This window comes from Bradyrhizobium sp. sGM-13, from assembly GCF_018398875.1.
GTDB lineage: Bacteria > Pseudomonadota > Alphaproteobacteria > Rhizobiales > Xanthobacteraceae > Bradyrhizobium.
Map to the genome: position 1 here is coordinate 135,489 of NZ_JAGWDK010000004.1, position 19,985 is coordinate 155,473.

The 19,985-nt window shown below is 62.8% G+C and carries 20 protein-coding genes; 11 read left to right on the plus strand and 9 right to left on the minus strand.

The genetic code is table 11. The features are described from left to right. Window positions 1-2: 2 nt before the first annotated feature. The gene (locus KJQ96_RS07180; RefSeq protein WP_213285983.1) at window positions 3-497 is read right to left on the minus strand and encodes a YaiI/YqxD family protein; all 495 of its coding nucleotides are present in this window, start codon (window positions 495-497) and stop codon (window positions 3-5) included. A 151-nt stretch (window positions 498-648) separates the two neighbouring features. On the opposite strand from KJQ96_RS07180, the gene KJQ96_RS07185 reads away from it, so the two are divergent. Further along, window positions 649-1,443, plus strand: coding sequence for a hypothetical protein (locus tag KJQ96_RS07185; RefSeq protein ID WP_213285984.1), 795 nt, complete (start codon window positions 649-651; stop codon window positions 1,441-1,443). Between the two features lie 160 nt (window positions 1,444-1,603). On the opposite strand, the gene KJQ96_RS07190 is transcribed toward KJQ96_RS07185, so the two are convergent. After that, window positions 1,604-3,979 carry a xanthine dehydrogenase family protein molybdopterin-binding subunit gene (locus KJQ96_RS07190; protein ID WP_213285985.1) on the minus strand — a complete coding sequence of 792 codons (2,376 nt, stop codon included), beginning with the start codon at window positions 3,977-3,979 and terminating at the stop codon, window positions 1,604-1,606. 220 nt (window positions 3,980-4,199) lie between these two features. Here KJQ96_RS07190 and KJQ96_RS07195 point away from each other — a divergent pair, with 220 nt between their 5' ends. Then, window positions 4,200-5,243, plus strand: coding sequence for a Ppx/GppA phosphatase family protein (locus tag KJQ96_RS07195; protein ID WP_213285986.1), 1,044 nt, complete (start codon window positions 4,200-4,202; stop codon window positions 5,241-5,243). Between the two features lie 86 nt (window positions 5,244-5,329). On the opposite strand, the gene phaP is transcribed toward KJQ96_RS07195, so the two are convergent. Further along, the gene (phaP, locus tag KJQ96_RS07200) at window positions 5,330-5,959 is read right to left on the minus strand and encodes a phasin family protein (protein WP_213285987.1); all 630 of its coding nucleotides are present in this window, start codon (window positions 5,957-5,959) and stop codon (window positions 5,330-5,332) included. Window positions 5,960-6,178: 219 nt separating this feature from the next. On the opposite strand from phaP, the gene KJQ96_RS07205 reads away from it, so the two are divergent. The 3 genes from KJQ96_RS07205 (at window position 6,179) to KJQ96_RS07215 (ending at window position 8,960) form a co-directional block, all read left to right on the plus strand. Then, window positions 6,179-7,129 carry an alpha/beta fold hydrolase gene (locus KJQ96_RS07205; protein WP_213285988.1) on the plus strand — a complete coding sequence of 317 codons (951 nt, stop codon included), beginning with the start codon at window positions 6,179-6,181 and terminating at the stop codon, window positions 7,127-7,129. A 117-nt stretch (window positions 7,130-7,246) separates the two neighbouring features. Then, window positions 7,247-7,930, plus strand: coding sequence for an RlmE family RNA methyltransferase (locus KJQ96_RS07210; protein WP_213285989.1), 684 nt, complete (start codon window positions 7,247-7,249; stop codon window positions 7,928-7,930). Between the two features lie 211 nt (window positions 7,931-8,141). Further along, complete coding sequence (locus tag KJQ96_RS07215; RefSeq protein ID WP_213286231.1) at window positions 8,142-8,960, plus strand: Crp/Fnr family transcriptional regulator; 819 nt, start codon at window positions 8,142-8,144, stop codon at window positions 8,958-8,960. Window positions 8,961-8,993: 33 nt separating this feature from the next. Here KJQ96_RS07215 and KJQ96_RS07220 read toward each other — a convergent pair whose 3' ends face one another. The 3 genes from KJQ96_RS07220 to KJQ96_RS07230 form a co-directional block, all read right to left on the minus strand. After that, entirely contained in the window at window positions 8,994-9,206 is a 213-nt protein-coding gene (locus KJQ96_RS07220; protein ID WP_213285990.1) for a hypothetical protein, read from the minus strand. A gap of 125 nt (window positions 9,207-9,331) precedes the next feature. Continuing rightward, entirely contained in the window at window positions 9,332-9,799 is a 468-nt protein-coding gene (locus tag KJQ96_RS07225) for a phasin family protein (RefSeq protein ID WP_213285991.1), read from the minus strand. A 276-nt stretch (window positions 9,800-10,075) separates the two neighbouring features. Then, window positions 10,076-11,554 (minus strand): DHA2 family efflux MFS transporter permease subunit, encoded by a 1,479-nt coding sequence (locus tag KJQ96_RS07230; RefSeq protein ID WP_213285992.1) that lies wholly within the window; start codon window positions 11,552-11,554, stop codon window positions 10,076-10,078. Window positions 11,555-11,692: 138 nt separating this feature from the next. Between KJQ96_RS07230 and KJQ96_RS07235 the strand changes: the two genes are divergently transcribed. The 4 genes from KJQ96_RS07235 to KJQ96_RS07250 all read left to right on the plus strand — a co-directional run bounded on the left by KJQ96_RS07235 (window position 11,693) and on the right by KJQ96_RS07250 (window position 15,357). Beyond that, a complete protein-coding gene (locus KJQ96_RS07235) occupies window positions 11,693-11,941 on the plus strand; it encodes a hypothetical protein (RefSeq protein WP_213285993.1) in 249 nt (82 codons plus the stop codon). 222 nt (window positions 11,942-12,163) lie between these two features. Further along, a complete protein-coding gene (gene guaB, locus KJQ96_RS07240; protein WP_213285994.1) occupies window positions 12,164-13,654 on the plus strand; it encodes an IMP dehydrogenase in 1,491 nt (496 codons plus the stop codon). A 278-nt stretch (window positions 13,655-13,932) separates the two neighbouring features. Then, the gene (locus KJQ96_RS07245) at window positions 13,933-14,955 is read left to right on the plus strand and encodes an NADP-dependent oxidoreductase (RefSeq protein WP_213285995.1); all 1,023 of its coding nucleotides are present in this window, start codon (window positions 13,933-13,935) and stop codon (window positions 14,953-14,955) included. Between the two features lie 123 nt (window positions 14,956-15,078). Then, window positions 15,079-15,357 carry a hypothetical protein gene (locus KJQ96_RS07250; protein ID WP_213285996.1) on the plus strand — a complete coding sequence of 93 codons (279 nt, stop codon included), beginning with the start codon at window positions 15,079-15,081 and terminating at the stop codon, window positions 15,355-15,357. A gap of 13 nt (window positions 15,358-15,370) precedes the next feature. Here KJQ96_RS07250 and KJQ96_RS07255 read toward each other — a convergent pair whose 3' ends face one another. The 3 genes from KJQ96_RS07255 to KJQ96_RS07265 form a co-directional block, all read right to left on the minus strand. Next, window positions 15,371-16,204 carry a metallophosphoesterase gene (locus KJQ96_RS07255; RefSeq protein WP_213285997.1) on the minus strand — a complete coding sequence of 278 codons (834 nt, stop codon included), beginning with the start codon at window positions 16,202-16,204 and terminating at the stop codon, window positions 15,371-15,373. Window positions 16,205-16,278: 74 nt separating this feature from the next. Then, window positions 16,279-17,247, minus strand: coding sequence for a dienelactone hydrolase family protein (locus KJQ96_RS07260; protein WP_213285998.1), 969 nt, complete (start codon window positions 17,245-17,247; stop codon window positions 16,279-16,281). A 119-nt stretch (window positions 17,248-17,366) separates the two neighbouring features. Beyond that, on the minus strand, window positions 17,367-18,059 hold the full coding sequence (locus KJQ96_RS07265; protein WP_249733827.1) for an acriflavin resistance protein: 693 nt from the start codon (window positions 18,057-18,059) through the stop codon (window positions 17,367-17,369). A 175-nt stretch (window positions 18,060-18,234) separates the two neighbouring features. Here KJQ96_RS07265 and KJQ96_RS07270 point away from each other — a divergent pair, with 175 nt between their 5' ends. After that, the gene (locus KJQ96_RS07270) at window positions 18,235-18,657 is read left to right on the plus strand and encodes an MAPEG family protein (protein WP_213285999.1); all 423 of its coding nucleotides are present in this window, start codon (window positions 18,235-18,237) and stop codon (window positions 18,655-18,657) included. Window positions 18,658-18,667: 10 nt separating this feature from the next. Then, window positions 18,668-19,966: an RsmB/NOP family class I SAM-dependent RNA methyltransferase gene (locus KJQ96_RS07275; RefSeq protein WP_213286000.1), complete on the plus strand. Its 1,299-nt coding sequence runs from the start codon at window positions 18,668-18,670 to the stop codon at window positions 19,964-19,966. The last annotated feature ends 19 nt before the right edge of the window (window positions 19,967-19,985 follow it).

Below are 19,985 nucleotides of genomic sequence, written 5' to 3' on the forward strand. Positions count from 1 at the left end.
GTTCAACCCTGGTTCGGCGCAGGCTGCTGCGCCCGCTGGCGCTGGATGCGGCGGATGGTCTGGTCGAGCGCTGACAGAAACGTCGAGCGGTCGCGCGGTGCATAGGACTTTGGACCGCCGGTCACTTCGCCGGATGAGCGCAGGTCGGTCATCAGATTGCGCACCGCAAGCGTCATCCCGATCGATGCTTCCGTAAACGGCTTGCCGTTCGGCGCGATCACCTCGGCGCCGGCCTTCACGCAGCGGCTGGCGAGCGGGATATCCGACGTGATGACGATGTCGCCGCGGCCGGCGCGCTCCGCAATCCAGTCGTCGGCGGCGTCCATGCCGGAACCGGCGGCGATGCGCTCGATCAGCGGATCCTGCGGCACGCGGATGAAATTTCCCGCAACGACGCTGACCGGCAGGCCGTGGCGGATCGCGACGCGATAGATCTCGTCCTTCACCGGGCAAGCGTCGGCATCGACATAGATGCGGGTTGGGTTCACGTCAGGCATATCCGTTCGACAGCGGTTCTTTTGTCCGCGCGTGGTAACCTATTCGATGCGGGAATGCGAGGAAAACAGGGGCGGGGAACACGCTTGCCTCGGCACATTCTTTGCGTACCATAACCGGCGGAAAAACAACCAAAAACAACAGGAAACCGGCATGCCCATCGAGTCGTATCGCGTCCAGGCCTACAACACCGCCAAACAATCCGAAAACAAGATGCATGACGACACTGTTGCAAAGCGGTTCGGGTTCTCGGGTGGGCTGGTCCCCGGCGTCGACGTGATGGCCTACATGATGCATCAGCCGGTGACGAAATGGGGCCGCGCATTTCTGGAACGCGGATTGATCGAGGCGCGCTTCGTCAAGCCGGTCTATGACGGCGAACTCGCGGAGCTCACGGCGGAAGAAAGCAACGGCACGCTGTCGATCGAGGTACAGAGCCGCGGCCAGCTTTGTGCTACCGGCACCGCGTCATTGCCGGTCTCCGCACCGGCTGTTTCGATCGCAGACTACAGGGGAGTCGCGGCGGTGGCGGAACGCAAGCCGGTCAACGCGTCTTCCTATGAAGTCGGCAAATGGCTCGGCACCATCCCGCGCGACTGGGCGGACGAAGCGGCCGCGGGATATCTCGCCGACATCAGGGAAACCGATCCGATCTACGCCAGGAAAGGTCTCGGTCATCCCGGCCTGCTGCAGCGGGTGATGAACCGGGTGCTGGTCGACAATGCCATCCTGGGCCCGTGGATTCATGTCGGCAGCCGCATGCAGCTTTTGTCGGCCGCGAGAGCCGGCGATGTCATCACCGCGCGTGCGAAGGTGGTCGGCAATTACGACAAGAAGGGGCACCGTTTCGTCGAGCTCGACGCGCTGGTCGTCGGCAACGGCAACACGCCGTTGGCGCATTGCCACCACATCGCGATCTACCAGCCGCGCGAGCAGGCGGCAGCGTAGTGGGTAGGGGCGCGCGCCGCGATCTCATCCGTCATTCCCCGCGCAGGCGGGGAATCCAGTACGCCGCGGCCTCACGGTTCGATCGCTAACGTCTCTGGAATACTGGATCGCCCGCCTTCGCGGGCGATGACAGTTGTAGATGTGATGGGCTGTGCGGGCTCTACGCCGCCGCCTTCGACTTCGCATCCTGAATCGCCCGCCACACCCGTTCCGGCGTCAGCGGCATGTCGATATGGGTGATGCCGTAATCCGACAGCGCGTCGACCACCGCGTTGACGACGCAGACGAGGCTGCCGGCGCAGCCGGCTTCGCCGCAGCCCTTGGTGCCCAGCGGATTGGATTTTGCCGGCGAGGGGTGGTCGCCGATCTCCATCGGCGGAATATCCTCGGCCCGCGGCAGCGCGTAATCCATGAACGAGCCGGTGATCGGCTGGCCGCTGGCATCGTAGCTGACCTGCTCCATCAGCGCCTGCCCGATGCCCTGCGCGACGCCGCCATGCAACTGGCCGGCGACGATCATTGGATTGACCACGGTGCCGAAATCGTTGACCGCAAAGTAGCGCACGATTTGCACCACGCCCGTCTCGGGATCGATTTCCACTTCTGCGACGTGGCAGCCATTGGGAAAGGTGGACGGCGTGTCCTTGGTGGCATGGTCGACGTCGAGCGACAGCGGCACGCCTTCGGGCATCTTGCCCTCGCGCAGGCGCTTCGCCAAATCCATGATGCCGATCGAGCGATCGGTGCCGGCGATGGTGAAGCGGCCATTGGAAAATTCGATATCGCCTTCGGATGCCTCCATCAGATGCGCGGCCGCCTGCTTGCCCTTTGCGATCACGAGCGCGGAGGCTTCCACGATCGCCTGGCCGGTCGCCGTGATCGAGCGCGAGCCGCCGGTGCCGTTTCCGAAGCGGACGAGATCGCTGTCGTTCTGCTCGATGGTGATCTTCTCGAAGGGAACGCCGAGCTGCGCCGACAGCACCTGGGCGAACGGCGTGGCGTGGCCCTGGCCATAATCGAGCGTGCCTGTGGTCAGCTTCACCGACCCGTCCGGCTCGAAGGTGATCTTGCCGAGTTCGCCGCTCGGCGGCGCGGTGACTTCGAGATACGACCCAACGGCGATGCCGCGCAGCTTGCCGTTCTTCCGGCTCTCCTTCTTGCGCTTGGCAAAATTGGCATGGTCGGAAATCTCCAGCGCCTTGTTGAAGACGCCTGCAAAGTCGCCACTGTCATAGGTGACGCCAGAAGCCGCCGCGAACGGTAGTTGCGACGGCTTGATGAAGTTGCGCTTGCGCAGCGTCAGCCGGTTGATGCCCATCTCGTCGGCGGCGCGGTCGATCAGCCGCTCCATGTAGTAGTTCGCCTCGGGCCGGCCGGCGCCGCGATAGGCGCCCATCAAGGTGGTGTTGGTCAAAACCGTCTTGATATCGACGCCAAGCAGCGGCGTGCGGTAGACGCTGGCGAGGTTCTTGCCCGTGTTGAGCGACAGCGGCCCCGGCGCGACGCCGGTGATATAGGCGCCGAGATTGCCGTAACCGGAAAGCCGCACCGCGAGAAACTTGCCGTCGGCATCGAGCGCCAGTTCGGCGTGGATGAGTTGCGCGCGGCCGTGGCTGTCGGAGAGGAAGCTGGTCGAGCGTTCGTCGGTCCATTTTACCGGACGGCCCAGCGCCTTCGCCGCATGCAGGATGCAGGTATATTCGGGATAGCTCACATTCTTCATGCCGAAGGAGCCGCCGACATTGGCGGTCAGGATCCGCACCTTGTCGTTCGGCACATTGAGGATTCTGGCCAGCATCACCTTGTTGCCGGAAACGCCTTGCGTCGGCACCTGCAGCGTGAAGCGTTCGGCGGCCTTGTCGTAGGCCGCCAGCGCGACGCGCGGCTCCATCGACACCACGGCGACGCGGGTGTTGACGATGTCGAGCCTGGTTACATGGGCGGCGGCAGCGAACGCGGCGTCGATCTTGGCGGCATCGCCATAGTGATAATCGAGCGCGACGTTGTTCGGGATGTGGTCGTAAAGCTGCGGCGCGCCGGGCTTTGCGGCTTCCGCCGCATCGGTCACGGCGGGCAGCGGCTCGATGTCGAGCTCTATCGCCTCCGCCGCATCGCGTGCCTGTGCCAGCGTTTCCGCGACCACGAACGCCACGGGGTCGCCGACGAAGCGAACCTTGTCGGTTGCCAGCGCCGGACGGTTGGTCTGCAACAGCGGCGAGCCATCCCGGCTCTTCAGCGGCAGGCCGCAGGTGAAGGGGCCGTAGCCGGCGGCCTCGAGGTCCTTGCCGGTCCAGACGCCGAGCACCCCCGGCATCGCCTTGGCGGCGGCGGTGCCGATTCCCCTGATGATTCCGTGGGCATGGCTGGAGCGCACCATCCAGCAATAGGCCTGGCCGGGCAGGGTGAAATCATCGGTGTATTTGCCCCTGCCGCGCACCAGCGTGTCGTCTTCCTTGCGACGCACCGGCTGCCCCACACCGTATTTTTGCAGTGCGATAGCGTTGTCCAGGGAGGGGGCGGACGTGTGATCTTGCATCGAAAACACCTGAAATGCTTGGGATTCTCTTGGATTTTTTGCTGGATTCTTGGTTCCGCAGGTTCCCGCTCAGATAACGTACCGTGTAATCCCGGACAACGCCTGATTGGGCATAGTCCTATGTGATGGGTTGTTGCGTAGCCCCTTGGCGCTGCTAAAGTTTCCGTGAACGATGATTTTCTTCGGCGGCCCGGACGCGGCCTGCGGAAAGACAGTTTTGATGAACCACGATACGCGGCTGCGCGAAGCCCTTGAGGCCTGCGCCAGCCCGTCAGGGTCGGTTGCGGCGGCCGAGGCAAACGGTGTCTATGCCGCGCTCGACCTTGGCACCAACAATTGCCGGCTCTTGATCGCCCACCCGGCCGGCGACGGTTTTCGCGTGGTGGATTCGTTTTCACGGATCATCCGGCTTGGCGAGGGCATTTCCGCCACCGGTTCCATCAGCGAGGCGGCGATCGAGCGCGCCATCGCGGCGCTCAGCATCTGCAGCGACAAGATCCGCTACCGTAAGGCCAAGCGCCTGCGGCTGATCGCAACCGAAGCCTGCCGAGCCGCCGCCAATGCCGACAGCTTTCGTGCCCGCGTCGCGAGCGAGACCGGCATCCGGCTCGAGGTGATCGATCGCGAGACCGAAGCAACCCTGGCCGTGATCGGCTGCTCGCCGCTGCTCGACGCCAAAGGGCGGGGCGCGATCCTGTTCGACATTGGCGGCGGGTCGACCGAGCTGGTGCGGATCGAGCGCGATCCGGAAGAGCAGAAAGCGGTGCCGCGCATCAAGGCGTGGATGTCGGTCCCGCTCGGCGTCGTCACGCTGGCCGAGCATTTCGGCGGACGTGACGTCACGGCGGAATCCTATGCGCGGATGGTGCGCGAAGTCGCGGACTATGTGGCGCCGTTTGCGGCCGAGCACGGCAACGATCTGCGCGACATGCATATGCTGGGCACCTCCGGCACCGTGACGACGCTTGCCGGCATCCATCTCAACCTGCCGCGCTACGACCGCCGGCGCATCGATGGCATCTGGATGAACGGTCCCGACGTCACGGCGGTGATCCAGCGGCTGCTCGGTATGAGTTATCAGGAGCGGGCCAATAATAACTGCATCAGCGTCGAGCGCGCCGATCTGGTGCTGGCCGGCTGCGCCATTCTCGACGCGATCCGCGATGCCTTCCCTTTGCCTCGGCTCCGCGTCGCCGACCGCGGCCTGCGCGAGGGCATGCTGGTGGAGATGATGCGTGAGGACGGCGCGCTGCGGCCGTGCTGATGTGTGGGTCCCGGGCTATGCCCGCAAACTGGAAGAGCGGCTGAAAGCCAGCCGCTCTTCCTCAAAGCTGAGCAATAGGGCCCGCACTAGGCGGCGCGCCGTACCTCTTCCATATTCTGCTTAATCTGCTTTCCGGCATCGTCGGCCAATTTGAGCGACATATCGGCGATCCGCCGGCTGCTTTCCAAAACAGAACCCACGGTCTCACGGACCAGGTCTGTCTGAACGGCTGCAACCTCCTGAGGAGTTCGGCAGGCCCACAATTCATTCATGCGGTCTATGTTCGTCTCGACTTGATGCCGAACTAACTGCAGGTATTCCTGCGAAATGCCGCCCATCACTTTGGCAGCCGTTGTGCCGGTATATAGGATGGTTTGCGCGTTGCGGGCCGATCGTTCGGTTGCCTGTTGCACTCCCTCTCCTGACAGGCCGAGCGAACGACCAAGTTGCTCCGTGGACCGCCCCATAACGGTCGTCGCCATATCCAGGCCGAAGCGCCAGGTGTTCTGTAACGTCTCGGCGTTTTGCTGGAATAGGGTAGCACTTGCCCGGGCCACTTGCTCGCCGGCTTCGGCCGCCACTTGTCCGGCGCGCGTCGTCTGTTCGGCTGCAGCTTGTCCCAGCCGGCTGGCCTGTTCAGCAGTCCTCTCGCCGGCGCGGCGTGCTGCGTCTTCCATGCCTTGGGTAGACTTTTCCTCTTGGCGTGGGTTTGCCATCTTAGTTTCTCCGCTGATTGCAGGTTGATGACTCCCCCAGCTCCGACCCGAGCAACGCAATCGCTGTGGGACTGTTCCAAGTCTTCGAATCTTTTCCGCGCTTCTCGTTTAGTTCGCAACGACTGCTTAGGAACGTCGGCAACATGTCGCGGTTATGCCGCAGACTGGCTCTTCACCCGCCGCAATTCGGCTGGCTACGCACATCACGAGGCTCAGCGAATGTCCACTGCCGAATCCATCTTTGTCGTCGTCATCTGTGTCCTCCTTGTTCTGGTGATCGGGAATATACTGTTCTCGTTCCTGGCCGAACGAAAGAACCCACCGATCGGCCGTTTCATCGACTGCGATGGTGTGCGGCTGCATTATCTCGAACGGGGTGACCCGGCAGCTCGGTGCGTCGTGCTGTTCCATGGCAACGGCACGATGATCCAGGATCTCATCATCAGCGGACTCGTGGATCGTCTTGCCAGTCGCAGCCGGGTCATATGCTTTGATCGGCCGGGCTTCGGATACAGCCAGCGGCCGCGCGCGCGGATCTGGACTGCAACGTCGCAGGCGGCTCTGTTCGTAAAGGCTCTTAATCAGCTCGGTGTGCGCGATCCCGTCGTGCTCGGCCACTCCTGGGGTGCGCTGGTCGCTGCCGCGATCGGATTTCAAACTGACTACCCGATCCGCGGTCTTGTGCTTGCTTCCGGATACTACTTCCCCACACCGCGGTTGGACTTCTGGATGCTATCAGGTCCAGCGATACCGGTCTTAGGGGACCTGGTCCGCTACACGGTTGCGCCGATGATCTCCTGGGCCATTTTGCCGGCCCTCATTCGCAAGCTCTTTGCGCCACGCTCTGTCCCGGAAAACTTCAAGCACGGCTTTCCGGCGTCCCTGACGCTCAGGCCAAAGCAGCTAAGGGCGGCCGCTGAGGAAAGCGCGTTCCTTATTCCGGAAGCAGCGCGGTTCCAGTCTCGTTATCCGAGCATTCGGTGCCCGGTCCATATCTTCCATGGAACGGTAGACCAGATTATCGAGCCCGAACAGGCTAGCCGTCTACACGAGGTGCTGGGTCGTTCCGACCTGCATCTCGTCCGGGGTGCCGGACACATGGTGACCTATGCAGACAGCACCTCTATTGCGCAGGCCGTCGAGTCCCTGGAAATCGCGACGGTCAAATAGGAACGTTAGGATGATGGGTCCGGCGGTCTCATGATACTCGCTTCAATGCGCATCCACTTCCGTGCTACTGATTCCAGGCTCCGGGTCCGGACTGGCATTTTCAAGACAAGTATCGATATGGCGAAAGACACCACCGGACGGCTGCACGTCACGGTCAAGAGCGCGGGCAAGCGCAAGCTGTCGTCGAAGCTCTGGCTGGAGCGGCAGCTCAACGACCCCTACGTGGCGAAGGCCAAGCGGGAGGGCTATCGCTCGCGGGCGGCCTACAAGCTGATCGAAATCGACGACAAGTACCGGTTTCTCAAGCCCGGCAATGCCGTGGTCGATCTCGGCGCGGCCCCCGGCGGCTGGAGCCAGATCGCGGCCAAGCGCGTCGGCGCGATCAATGGCAAGGGCAAAGTTGTCGCGATCGATCTGCTGGAAATGCCGGAAATTCCCGGCGTCGATTTCGCGCAGCTCGACTTTCTGGCCGAGGACGCACCCGAAAAGCTGATCGCAATGATGGGCGGGCGCGCCGACGTCGTAATGTCCGACATGGCGGCCAACACCACCGGCCACCGCAAGACCGACCAGCTCCGCATCATCGGCCTCGTCGAGACGGCCGCGGCCTTTGCCGCCGAGGTGCTCAATCCCGGCGGGACGTTCCTGGCAAAAGTGTTTCAAAGCGGCGCCGACGCCGAACTCGTCGGCCAATTGAAGCGCGACTTTTCCAGCGTGCGTCACGTCAAGCCGGCCTCGAGCCGGCAGGACTCCTCGGAGCGCTACGTGCTGGCGATGGGGTTTCGAGGGCGCCGCAATTAGCCGCGCGCAACCTTTACGGCGCGTGACTTAGTAGCGTCTCCAGCAGTTGTAGTCGGAGGCCAAGCGGGCGCTAGGTCTTGGCGAATCCTCTGGAACTTTCCCCCATACGGCGTATTCATTACTCAGGCGTGGTCTGTTTACCGCTTGCAGCGCTGACGGCACCGGGAATTTCTGCAGCGAGCCGCGCCTCCGTCTGGGGAGTATTCCCGTGATGGAGCAGAGGACCAGAGTTGGTAATCGACTGTTAGCTGCGTTGCCGCCGGCAGACCTCGATTTGCTTGTGCGTCATTTCCGACTGGTTACACTTGAGCGGGACACCGTGTTGGTGCGATCGGGCGATCCAATAGAGCGGATCTATTTCCCGCTTAGCGGCCTGATCGCCTTTGTCATGGATATGCCAAGCGGACAAACCGTCGCGACTGCCGTCGTCGGCAACGAAGGAGCCGTGGGTGTCTTGACTACGCTGGGGCCTTCCCGCTCCCCGATGACTGCGGTGGCGCGAGTGGCGGGGACCGCGCTGCAGATTTCGCCGGCACAGTTTCAGGCGGCGGTTGAACGCAGCAGCGCCTTGAGGGGAACGGTTCAAACCCACACCAGGGCGCTAATGGCCCAATTCCAACACGTTGCTGCCTGCAATGCGCTGCACTCGGTGACGGCGCGCCTGGCAAGATGGTTGCTGCAACTCCACGATCGTGCCGACGGCGACATCCTGCCGGTGACGCAAGAGACGCTTTCTGAATTGCTCGGTGTGCGCCGCCCGACGGTGACGCATGTCGTATGCAAGCTCCGCGCCTCGGGTGGAATCCGATCCAATCGGCGGAGCTCGATTGAGATTGACAGGCCGGGGCTCGAAGCGGCGGCATGCGAGTGCTACCAGCTCATGCGCCATCGAATCGATCGCATCACGCTGACGGAGGAGATGAAATCGCCGCCGCCTGTGGCCGAGGCTTCCCTGTTTGCCGACGCGAACGAAGTGCGGCAGCGCACACCGACACGGGGGGCGACCAGCCAACGGCCAAGGGGTCATTGACCGGATCGCAAGGCCTCGATGAGCCTATGCCGATTACACGGCGAACGCGGACCCGAGCATGCGCCATTTTTCTTCAGGCTCGTGAATCCAGGCCTCCCGGGCAAACCATTCGTGATTAGACTGGCAGATCAAACAAAAGGTGCGCGCGAAAAACACCGGGCTGCATCGAAAGCTCTCCCGGTCCGCCTTCATGCCTGTCGAGATACCTTGTCCTGTGCGGGGGCATTTGATCATGACCACGCCCATCCTGCTCCTCCACTACTGTATTTTTGTGCCGGCATGTTGCTTCGCCACCGGCTGGAATGCGCCCTTCTCACAGGGGAGCGCTTGTTCCAGCCGATTGCCGCGTGCTGCAAAGGTTCGACTAAGAACTAGGCCGCCTTCTGCAGCACGCCGGCAAAGCTTTTCTTGATCGGGTCGGCCGTCTCGGTCGCGACCCTGCGCGTAAGCTGCCAAAGCTCCCGGCTCTGCGCAGCCGTGGCTTCGAAGTTCTTGCAGCTCTGTGCCGCCGACAGTTGCAGGATTTCCGAGGGCGTCTTCATGCCCAAGAGATGACTGAAAAAATCGAAGGCGGAGCTGGTATTGGCTGCGGAGAACTCGATAACTTTGGCGGCATAGTCCGCAACGCCTTTTGCGTTGGCCGAACTGGCTTCGCGGAGAGCGTCGTTGATCGCTCCCGATGCGATCTTCATCTTCTCGATGGTTTCCTTTGCCCGGATCGTGTTCTGCTCGGAGAGCACATCAAATAGGCTCGGCATCGCAAACGGCATGCCAGGGCGCTTCTGGTCGGCACCGGCTTTCGTATCGACATTCGCTTCGTTCGTATTGACTTCACTCACAGGTGTTCATCCTTTCAAGCGAAACAGAGATCAAACAGCAGTCCAGACTTCATCCGGAGCGGGGACGCGCGATGCACCACCGAGATCGAGAGTAGGATTTCCCTCAATCATAATCGGCGCTGAGATGGTTAGCCGCCCGGTGACCGCTATCTCGACGACCGGCGGCGAAGCTTCCGTTCGCTTTCTGACCCTCACGTCGGATTTTTTTGCGGCGCAGGACGTTCGGAGCGGTGCGGAACGGGAAAATCCGGCATTTGGGCGTGAAGTGCGCCGCGGTTACCCGAGGCGCTGATCCCGCGCGTCCTCGGGGCCTTCGCTGGCGGCCTTCTTGGTCGCTGCTTTTTCCGCACCCTTGCGGCTGGAGATCTCGACGACCTTGCGCCCTGAAATTTCGTGGCCGGCGTCGTCGGGCATCTGCCAGAAGAAGTATGCTGACGCCGCCGAGATGATCGCAACCACGAGGAATGCGGGCGGGAATACGCCGGCACTCAGTTCTGTGACATGCTGGTATAGCATGGTCGATTCGACCGAGAACGCGCCCATGGCGACGCCTGCCGATATCGCCAATTGCTGGTTGACGCTGACGAGCGTGGTGGCTCGGCTCATCTGCGCCGGCTCGACCTCGGCATAGGCGACGGTGTTGATCGCGGTGAACTGCAGCGAGCGGAAGAAGCCGCCGACCACCAGGATGATGAAGATCAGCAACAGCGGCGTCGTCACCGTGAACAATGCGCAGGCCGCGAGAAAGACTGCGCTGATGACGGCGTTGACCGTCATCATATAGCGGAAGCCGAAGGCGCGGATGATGCGTGCGGCCAGCGTCTTCATCCCCATGGCGCCGACGGCCGAAGCAAACGTCACCAGGCCGGACTGGAACGGCGTCAGCCCAAAACCTTCCTGCATCAACAGCGGCAGCAGGAACGGCAGCGCGCCGATGCCGAGCCGGAACAGGAAGCCGCCGATAATGCTGGCGCGCATGGTGGAGAGCCGCAGCAGCGAGAAATCCAGTACCGGCGAGCCGGTTCGTTTCGCGTGCATGACATAGAGCGTCATCGAGATGGTACCGATCGCGACCAGGCCGGCGATAATCGGCCAGGGCAACAGATTGAGACCCGCGACCGAGAGGCCGAAGGCGATGCCGGCTAGCCCAATCCCGGCCAGCACCAGCCCATAGAGATCGAAGCGCTCGGGATCCTCGCTCTTGATCGGGTCGATGTACTTCATCGCCATGAAGATGCCGAGCAGCCCGATCGGAATGTTGATCAGAAATATCCAGTGCCAGGAAAAGTAGGTGGTGATGAAGCCGCCGAGCGGCGGACCGATCACCGGCCCGATCAGCGCCGGCACTGTCACCCATGTCATCGCATTGACCAGCGCGCTCTTGTCGATCGAGCGCAACAGCACCAGCCGCCCGACCGGCGTCATCATCGCCCCGCCCATGCCCTGCAGGATGCGGGCGATGACGAAATGGGTAATGTTCTGCGACAGCGCGCACCCGATCGACCCGATCATGAACACCCCGATGGCGATCGAGAACACCATGCGCGCACCGAAGCGATCGGCGGTCCAGCCGCTGGCCGGAATGAACACCGCGAGCGAAAGCAAATAGGACGTGATCGCCAGCTTCAGCGTCAGTGGGCTGGTGCCGATGTCCGCCGCGATCGCCGGCAGGGAGGTCGCAATCACCGTCGAGTCCATGTTCTCCATGAACAGCGCGGTGGCGACGATCAGCGGGATCAGGCGTTGCTTGTCCATCGGGATCGGGGGACTGGAGAGAGAGGCAGGCGAGGGCGCTGTATCATCCCGCCGTCACACAAGCCATTGCGAAACCGGGCAAACCACCTAAATCCTGCGTGACGCTGGTATGCACCGCGCCAGCCGCTGGAGGTAATGATGATCTACGTTCTCGCCGCGCTGTTGCCGCCGCTCGGGCTGCTCCTGAACGGGCAGCCGTTTTCGGCGATCTTCAACCTGGTCCTGATCGTGTTTTGCCTGGTTTTCGGGCTGATCTTCCACGTCCTGTTCTTGGTGCCGTCGGCGCATGCGCTGATCGCGGTTCACATGAAGCGGGAGGACCGCCGGCACCGCGAGGTGGTGGAGGCGATCCGCCAGCACGGGCCGCCGCCGGGCTATCGGCCGTAAGGCCTTCCCGTAAACTCTTCCCCTAAGCCCTTGGCATTGCGGCGTTTCCTGAAAAGTCCGTGCATAGCAGTCAAACGCTTTGATTCGGCGTGCTGCCATGCTATCGACCACCGTCAACCCCACCGATGGGCTTCGATTCGACGGCGATGCCGGTAGCATCGCCGAAGGCGGCGTTCATCCATAGAACTGATCGCGGCGGCGAGCCGCCGAAAGGAGTTGGCAATGGCGCAGGGACTTCAGAGTATCCGTGAAGCCTTCACGTTCGACGATGTGCTTCTGAAGCCCGGTCTCTCGGATATTCTGCCCTCCGAGGCGGATATCCGCTCCCGCGTGACCCGCGCGATTCCGCTGAACATCCCGATCATGGCGTCCGCCATGGACACCGTCACCGAAGCGCGCATGGCGATCGCGATGGCGCAATCCGGCGGCGTCGGCGTCATCCACCGCAACTTCGATCCTGAGGGGCAGGCCGCCCAGGTGCGGCAGGTCAAGAAGTATGAATCCGGAATGGTGGTCAATCCGCTAACCATCGGTCCCGATGCCATGCTGTCGGACGCGCTGGCGCTGATGAAGGACCACGGCTTTTCCGGCATTCCCGTCGTCACCGGCGCCGGCAAGAATTCGCCCGGCAAGCTGATTGGCATTCTCACCAACCGCGACGTCCGCTTTGCGACCAATCCCAAACAAAAAGTCTCGGAGCTGATGACGCACGAGAACCTCGTCACCGTTCGCGAAGGCGTCAGCCAGGATGAAGCGAAGCGGATGCTGCACACGCACCGCATCGAGAAATTGCTCGTTGTCGACGATCAGTACCGCTGCGTCGGGCTGATCACCGTCAAGGACATGGAAAAGGCGGTTGCGCATCCGCTCGCCTGCAAGGACGAGCATGGCCGGCTGCGTGTGGCTGCCGCGACCACGGTCGGCGAGGGTGGCTTTGAGCGCACCGAGCGGCTGATCGATGCCGGCGTCGACCTGATCGTGGTCGATACCGCACACGGCCATTCTTCGCGGGTGCTCGACGCGGTCAATCGCATCAAGCGGCTTTCCAACGCGGTGCAGGTGATTGCCGGCAACATCGCAACGAAAGAGGGCGCGCAGGCGCTGATCGACGCGGGCGCCGACGCGATCAAGGTCGGCATCGGCCCAGGCTCGATCTGCACCACCCGCATCGTCGCCGGCGTTGGCGTGCCGCAGCTCACCGCGATCATGGATGCGGTGGAAGCGGCGAAGAAGGCCAACGTTTCAGTGATTGCCGATGGCGGGATCAAATATTCCGGCGATCTGGCCAAAGCACTCGCCGCGGGTGCCGACATCGCCATGGTCGGGTCGCTTCTCGCCGGTACCGACGAGACGCCCGGCGAAGTGTTTCTATGGCAGGGCCGCTCCTACAAGGCTTATCGCGGCATGGGCTCGGTCGGCGCAATGGCGCGCGGCTCGGCCGACCGCTATTTCCAGCAGGACATCAAGGACACGCTCAAGCTCGTTCCCGAAGGCATCGAGGGGCAGGTGCCATACAAGGGCCCGGTCGCCAACGTTATGCACCAGCTCGCCGGCGGCCTGCGCGCCGCGATGGGCTATGTCGGCGCCCGCAACCTCGCCGAATTCCACGAAAAGGCGCAGTTCGTCCGCATCACCGGCGCGGGCCTGCGCGAAAGCCACGTCCACGACGTGACGATCACGCGGGAGAGCCCGAATTATCCGGGCGGAGCGTAGCCCGGCAGACGCTGTCATTCCGGGATGGTCCGCAAGGATCAGACCTCAGGTGTGCAATTGCGCACCGGGGAATCTCGAGATTCCGGGTTCGATGCTTTGCATCGCCCCGGAATGACGGTGTTCTGAGCGAGGCCGTTCTCCCCGTCATTGCGAGCATAGCGAAGCAATCCATTTCACAGCTTGCGGAGGCGTGGATTGCTTCCGCCTTCGCTCGTTGAGCTTCGGCGGACAAGTCGCTACGCTTGCAATGACGAAGAACAAAACCGGAGGAAACACCCATGTCCCAAGGCAAACGCATCGTTCTCGCCTCGCGCCCCGTCGGCGAACCAAAGCCCTCCGACTTCCGCCTCGAGGATTGCCCCATCCCCACGCCGGGCGCTGGCGAGGTCCTCATTCGCACCATCTGGCTGTCGCTCGATCCCTACATGCGCGGGCGCATGAGCGACGGGCCGTCTTATGCCCAGCCGGTGCCGATCGGCGGCGTGATGGAAGCAGGCACCGTGAGCGAAGTGATCGCCTCGAACAATCCCGGCTTCGCCAAGGGCGACATCGTGCTGTCGCGCGCCGGCTGGCAGACGCATGCGGTTTCCGACGGCAAGGGCCTTGCAAAAATCGATCCTGACATCGCGCCGATCTCGACCGCAGTCGGCGTGCTCGGCATGCCCGGCATGACGGCGTATACGGGCCTGCTCGACATCGGCAAGCCGCAGGCGGGTGAGACGGTCGTCGTCGCGGCCGCTTCCGGCGCGGTCGGCTCGGCGGTCGGCCAGATCGCGAAGATCAAGGGCGCCCGCGCGGTCGGCATCGCCGGCGGCAAGGAAAAATGCGCTTACGTCAAGAATGAACTCGGCTTCGACGATTGCCTCGACCATCGCGACCCTGATCTCGCGGCCAAGCTGAAGGACGCCTGCCCGAAAGGCATCGACGTCTATTTCGAGAACGTCGGCGGCGCCGTATTCGAAGCGGTATTCCCGCTGCTCAATGCGTTTGCGCGCATTCCGGTCTGTGGCCTGATCGCGCACTATAACGATACGCAGGCGGTGGCGCCGAAATGGGCGCCGTCGCTGATGCGCGCGGTATTGACCAAGCGCCTGACCATCCGCGGTTTCATCGTCAGCGATTTCGCCGCGCGCCACGGCGACTTCCTGCGCGACATGTCGGGGTGGGTGCGCGAGGGCAAGGTCAAGCACAAGGAGTTCGTCACCGAAGGCCTTGAGAGTGCGCCCGCTGCATTCATGGGCCTTCTGAAGGGCGCCAATTTCGGCAAGCAGTTGGTGCGCGTCGGGCCGGACAAGATTTGAAACCGGCGCGCGCCCGGGGGTTCTGGGGAACCCTCAACCAGGAAGCTCACGCCTACTTGAGGCGAGCGGCGGAACGTCCCTTCGAAACTGTCGTTTGGCTTTAACATCTAATGGAGAAACCAAATGACGATCTTCAAGAAACTATCGCTCGGCCTGGTTGCCGCCACGATGCTGGCCACTCCTGCGATGGCTCAAGTGGTCTATCAGGAACCCGGTGTGATGGGCTTTAGCTATCCGAACTCAGCTTACGTCACAGGAGGTTACGGCGTCAGGACCACCACACCCCCAGGCTACTATTATGGTAACCGGTTTCACCCGGCTCCACGCGTGGGCGCATTTGCGTCACAGCCCTGGGATGATGGCTCTTACTATTCCTATGGCCTCGTTGAGCGCCAGTGGTGATGCTCTCTGAAAACTAGGGATTCCTGCCAATCAGTGAATCCAGATCAACATCGGTTTGTCCCGGCGCCTTGACGTGCCGGACTTCAAGGGCGTCGGGCTGGAAACGGTACTCCACCAGCCCGACTTCCTTGATGCCGATGACCGGCTGAATTCGTTCGGGAAGGATGAAGCCTGTCGAGGGCGCCCAGACGTGGCGCGTATGACGATAGGTGAAGTCGCGACGCTGATGGACGTGGCCTGAGGCGACCAGCCGCAGATCGACCTTCGAAAACATTTCGATCAAGCTTCTGCGCCGCGGTTGCGGCACATAGCGGATCGCCGTTTCGAGAGTCTCGGGGTCGTCAGGTGCGTTCAAAAACAGCGGCTTGTGCAGGAACAGCGCGATCGGCTTGCCGTTTACACGCCCGAGTTCTGAAGCCAGCCAGCCGAACTGCTCCGCCTCGCTCTCGATCCCGGTATTCATGATCAGCGAGTTCAATCCGATGAAGCACCAGCCGGCCGCATCGAAGCGCCAGCGGTCTTCGCCGATCACGGAAAGATAGTTCTGCCGTTCGTTCTCTGTCGCCAGATCCTTTGGCGCAGGGGCGACTTCCGTCGGGTTGTCGCCGACGTCGTGATTGCCCGGCAAATGCCGGCACGGCACCGGCAGCGAGTCATGCAATTCCCTGGCAAATTCGAGATCGTCTCGGCTGGTTGGCGCATCGAAAGCCAGATCGCCGGTGTTAACGACGAGGTCCGGCCGCGTCGCATCGATATACTCGCTGACGCGGTAAAAATTGTCGGTGAGTTCTTGCAGACGGCGCGCGAGGTGGGTGTCGGAAATTTGCGTCAGGCGAAATTCGGACATGCAGTATTCCTTTTGGACGGATTATCGCCGCGTCTGGAGTCAGAACGATGACGATATCTTGGTCGCCACGATCCTTACCCCAACGTCCGTCGCCAAAACGCCAGCATGTCCTCCCGAAACAGCTCAGCATCGCCGTCACGGCTTCCGATCTTCGCGCCCTTGCGGCCATAGCCGGCCTTCAGCGCATAGATCATCAGGTCGCGGTCGGTGAGCTTGCTCTCCGCGACGCCCTGAAGCGGATGGATGAAGGCGCCGTCATTGGCGATATAGGCCGTCGGCGCGGCGGGGGAGACGGACGCTTCAGCGACGTTCTCGATCGCGGTGCCGCGGTCAAAACTGTGCTGCGCGCCGCCGATCAGCCGCATCGTCGCCTTGCCGCCGGAGAGGCGGATGGCCTGGCAATGGCCCTGCACCTGCATCGGCGAGCACCATTCGTCGGCATCGCCCATGATGACGCGGATTTCGGTTTCGTCGACGGACGGATCGAGGAACTGATGGCCGCTCCAGGGATAGGCGGCGAGCACGCTTCGAAAGCCGGCGCCGGCGCCGACCACCGCATCGGCAAAGCGGCGCGTCGCTGCCGTTAGCACGGCGGAGCCGCCGCGGCTGTGGCCTTGCGCGCCGATCCGCGAAGCATCGATCTCCGGATGGGCCGCCAGCACCTGCCACGCCGCGAGCACATCGTAAGCGCTGGCGGCAAACGAGAACTGCGTCTGGTTCGCGACCGTGGAAGTCACATTGCGCGCGCCGAAACTATCCAGCACAAACGCCGCAAAGCCGTCGCCGACAACAGTCTCGGCATGCGCCAGATGCGAGGACGCAACGCCGAGGCTGCCCGGCACCACCATCACCAGCGGCAGCTTTCCATTGAGCTTGCGATGTTCGGAGGAGGGCAGGAACAGCTTGCCGTCGATCACAAGTCTGGGCAGCTCGGCTGCATTGCTGATGACGTGAAAGTAATTAACCGGATTGGCGGTGAGAATATCGATATTCTGTCCCTTGGCGCCGGTGGCGAAGACAATGTCCTGGTCGCGAAATCGCAAAGTTGCACTCCTCCCGCGGCTGCTCTCTTTCGGCGACCGTCAGGGATACAGTAGAGCGCTGGTTGTTGGCGTCAAAGCAAATGTGCCCAGCGGTCCGCCATCTTCGTATCTCTATGGCGTCACAGCACGCGATAACGGATCGCGAAGGCGTCATGAATCTCCGATGTCACCGTGTCGCCATTGGCGAGGACGATGCCGTCGGCCAGATGCCACGGCCCGAACTGCTCCGAATGCGAGGGGCTTGCCGGCAACCGCAGGCGGAACGTGCTTTTGGCACGGCCGGGCAGATTTAGCACCATCATGCGCTCGGTGGTGCGGTAATCGAGCGTCACGGTCCCGCGCAAGATGCTGCGGCCGTCGGGCGCGGAGGCCAGCGCCTCCTGGACCTTTGCCAGTTTCTGGTTCCGGTCAGTGAGCAGCTCGATCTGGACGTCCGCCGCGGTCGTCAACGTCGCCTTCGGCAGGCGGATTTCAAATTCAACCGCGGGTTTTGCCGGATTGAGGCCGAGATAGGCCTGCGCCGTGTGCCTGATGTCCGAGATCGCGAAAGCGAGCAGGACCAGGACCGCGGAAGCTGCAAGCCCGTGTTTGAGCAGATCGTGGCGGCTGCGGTGGCCGCTGTGGAAATAGACGGAGAGCATGATCGCGACCGCCAGCGCCGCGGCGATCCCGGCCAAGGCCGACATGACGATGCCAAGCCCGCCGTCGGGGCCGTCGGTGAATCCGACGGCCCGGAGCAGGGAGGTCACGGAATCGCCGGGCAGCTCGGCGGCGCGGCCGGCGCCGGTCAAGATGGGGGAGGTGATGTTCATCGCCTGCTCGCGGATTGCTTCAAGATCGGTTCGAGACCAGAACCTTCGGAATTCTCGCTAGTTGGTCGTCTGGCCTCTCCTTGTGGTTCAAGCGAGCCCGGTTAAGTGGATTTGTCAGGTGAGGGGCGTCTCGTTATTGATTTAGGAACTCAGGCAGGCTTCGGGGGAGATTCTCATGTCGGTTCAAATGGTTTTGCTGCCGGTCTTCGTTTTGATCGGGCTCACTTTCTTTCTGCTGCTCTGGATGGTGACGGGCCGCACCAAGGCGGTGAAGGCCCGCGAAACCAGCCTGAGGGACATCGCGCTCGGACAGCCGAAGTATCCGGCCCGCGTCGCCCAGATCGGCAATTGCTTCTCCAATCAGTTCGAAGTACCCCTGCTGTTCTATCTCCTGATCGCGCTGGCGCTGCCGCTGCGCCGGGCCGATCTCTTCATCGTGCTGATGTCCTGGGTGTTCGTGGTGACACGATTTGCCCATGCCGGCATTTTCGTCACCTCGAACAACATCCAGCAGCGCAGCCTGGCGTGGTTTGCCGGCGCGCTGGTGCTGCTTGCGATGTGGATCTATTTCGCGCTGAAGCTCTTGCTTCTGATCTAGAAAGCCCTGAATGACCCCCGCTGCCCGCCTTTCCGCCGCCATCGAACTGATCGACACCATCGACGCGCAGCGCGTTCCGGCGGCAAAGGCGCTGAAGGAGTGGGGCACCGCGCATCGTTATGCCGGCTCGGGCGATCGCGCAGCGATTTCGGGCCTGATCTGGGACGTGCTGCGGCGGCGGGCATCGAGCGCTTGGCTGATGGACGGCGACACGCCGCGGGCGCGCGTGCTCGGCATGATGAAGCTCGAGCGCAAGCTCGATGTGGAGGCGATATCGGCTCTCTGCGACGGCGGGCGTTTTGCGCCGGAACCGCTGACCGAAGCCGAACGATCAGCGCTCACCTCGCGGACCCTCGACGACGCGCCGCCGCACATCGCAGGCGACTATCCGGAATGGCTGGATCCGCATCTGGCCGCCGTGTTCGGCGATGACCGCGTGGCGGAGGCGACCGCGATGGCGAGCCGCGCGCCGCTCGATCTGCGCATCAATACGCTCAAAGCCAAGCGCGAAAAAGTGCTGGCGTCGCTCGGCCATCTCGGAGCTACGCCGACGCCGTGGTCGCCGATCGGGCTGCGCATCGAACTCGGCGCCGACGCCCGCAGTCCCGGCATTCATGCGGAAGAGGATTTCATCAAGGGCGCGATCGAAGTGCAGGACGAGGGCTCGCAGCTTGCGGCGCTGTTCACCGCGGCAAAGCCCGGCGAGCAGGTGATCGATCTCTGCGCCGGCGCCGGCGGCAAGACGTTGGCGCTGGCCGCGATGATGCAAGGCAAGGGGCGATTGATCGCAACCGATCGCGACAAGCGCCAACTCGCCCCGATCTATGAGCGGCTCTCGCGCGCCGGCGTCCACAACGCCGAGATTCGCGCGCCGAAGGGCGACACTGATCCATTGGCCGACATCAAGGCATCCGCCGATCTCGTGCTGATCGACGCGCCCTGCACCGGCACCGGCACCTGGCGCCGCAACCCCGACGCCAAATGGCGCATGCGCCCCGGCGCGCTGGAGGTTCGCTTGAAGGACCAGGCCGAAGTGCTTGATCGCGCAAGCCGCCTGGTCAAGCCCGGCGGTCGGATCGCCTATGTCACCTGCTCGGTGTTGCCAAGCGAAAACGGCGAACAAGTCCGCGCCTTCGTGACACGTCATCCCGAGTTTTCGATTCAGCCATTGAACGACACGGCAAGCGCGCTCTGGGACAGAGCGGAGGATTTTGCGAAGGCCGCGCTGCGATCGCCGGAGGGTTGGCTGATGACGCCGCGAAGGACGGGAACGGATGGCTTCTTCGTGTCGGTGCTGAAGAAGGCGTGATGCGTAGGGTGGGTTAGCC

Excerpts from the sequence above, each read along its gene's own strand:
- phaP (WP_213285987.1), bottom strand. The coding sequence starts at position 5,959 with ATGGCAAACCCACGCCAAGAGGAAAAGTCTACCCAAGGCATGGAAGAC.
- KJQ96_RS07185 (WP_213285984.1), top strand. The coding sequence starts at position 649 with ATGCCCATCGAGTCGTATCGCGTCCAGGCCTACAACACCGCCAAACAA.
- KJQ96_RS07180 (WP_213285983.1), bottom strand. The coding sequence starts at position 497 with ATGCCTGACGTGAACCCAACCCGCATCTATGTCGATGCCGACGCTTGC.
- KJQ96_RS07275 (WP_213286000.1), top strand. The coding sequence starts at position 18,668 with ATGACCCCCGCTGCCCGCCTTTCCGCCGCCATCGAACTGATCGACACC.
- KJQ96_RS07215 (WP_213286231.1), top strand. The coding sequence starts at position 8,142 with ATGGAGCAGAGGACCAGAGTTGGTAATCGACTGTTAGCTGCGTTGCCG.
- KJQ96_RS07265 (WP_249733827.1), bottom strand. The coding sequence starts at position 18,059 with ATGAACATCACCTCCCCCATCTTGACCGGCGCCGGCCGCGCCGCCGAG.
- KJQ96_RS07245 (WP_213285995.1), top strand. The coding sequence starts at position 13,933 with ATGTCCCAAGGCAAACGCATCGTTCTCGCCTCGCGCCCCGTCGGCGAA.
- KJQ96_RS07210 (WP_213285989.1), top strand. The coding sequence starts at position 7,247 with ATGGCGAAAGACACCACCGGACGGCTGCACGTCACGGTCAAGAGCGCG.
- KJQ96_RS07255 (WP_213285997.1), bottom strand. The coding sequence starts at position 16,204 with ATGTCCGAATTTCGCCTGACGCAAATTTCCGACACCCACCTCGCGCGC.
- KJQ96_RS07270 (WP_213285999.1), top strand. The coding sequence starts at position 18,235 with ATGTCGGTTCAAATGGTTTTGCTGCCGGTCTTCGTTTTGATCGGGCTC.
- KJQ96_RS07250 (WP_213285996.1), top strand. The coding sequence starts at position 15,079 with ATGACGATCTTCAAGAAACTATCGCTCGGCCTGGTTGCCGCCACGATG.
- guaB (WP_213285994.1), top strand. The coding sequence starts at position 12,164 with ATGGCGCAGGGACTTCAGAGTATCCGTGAAGCCTTCACGTTCGACGAT.
- KJQ96_RS07190 (WP_213285985.1), bottom strand. The coding sequence starts at position 3,979 with ATGCAAGATCACACGTCCGCCCCCTCCCTGGACAACGCTATCGCACTG.
- KJQ96_RS07230 (WP_213285992.1), bottom strand. The coding sequence starts at position 11,554 with ATGGACAAGCAACGCCTGATCCCGCTGATCGTCGCCACCGCGCTGTTC.
- KJQ96_RS07195 (WP_213285986.1), top strand. The coding sequence starts at position 4,200 with ATGAACCACGATACGCGGCTGCGCGAAGCCCTTGAGGCCTGCGCCAGC.
- KJQ96_RS07205 (WP_213285988.1), top strand. The coding sequence starts at position 6,179 with ATGTCCACTGCCGAATCCATCTTTGTCGTCGTCATCTGTGTCCTCCTT.
- KJQ96_RS07235 (WP_213285993.1), top strand. The coding sequence starts at position 11,693 with ATGATCTACGTTCTCGCCGCGCTGTTGCCGCCGCTCGGGCTGCTCCTG.
- KJQ96_RS07220 (WP_213285990.1), bottom strand. The coding sequence starts at position 9,206 with ATGGGCGTGGTCATGATCAAATGCCCCCGCACAGGACAAGGTATCTCG.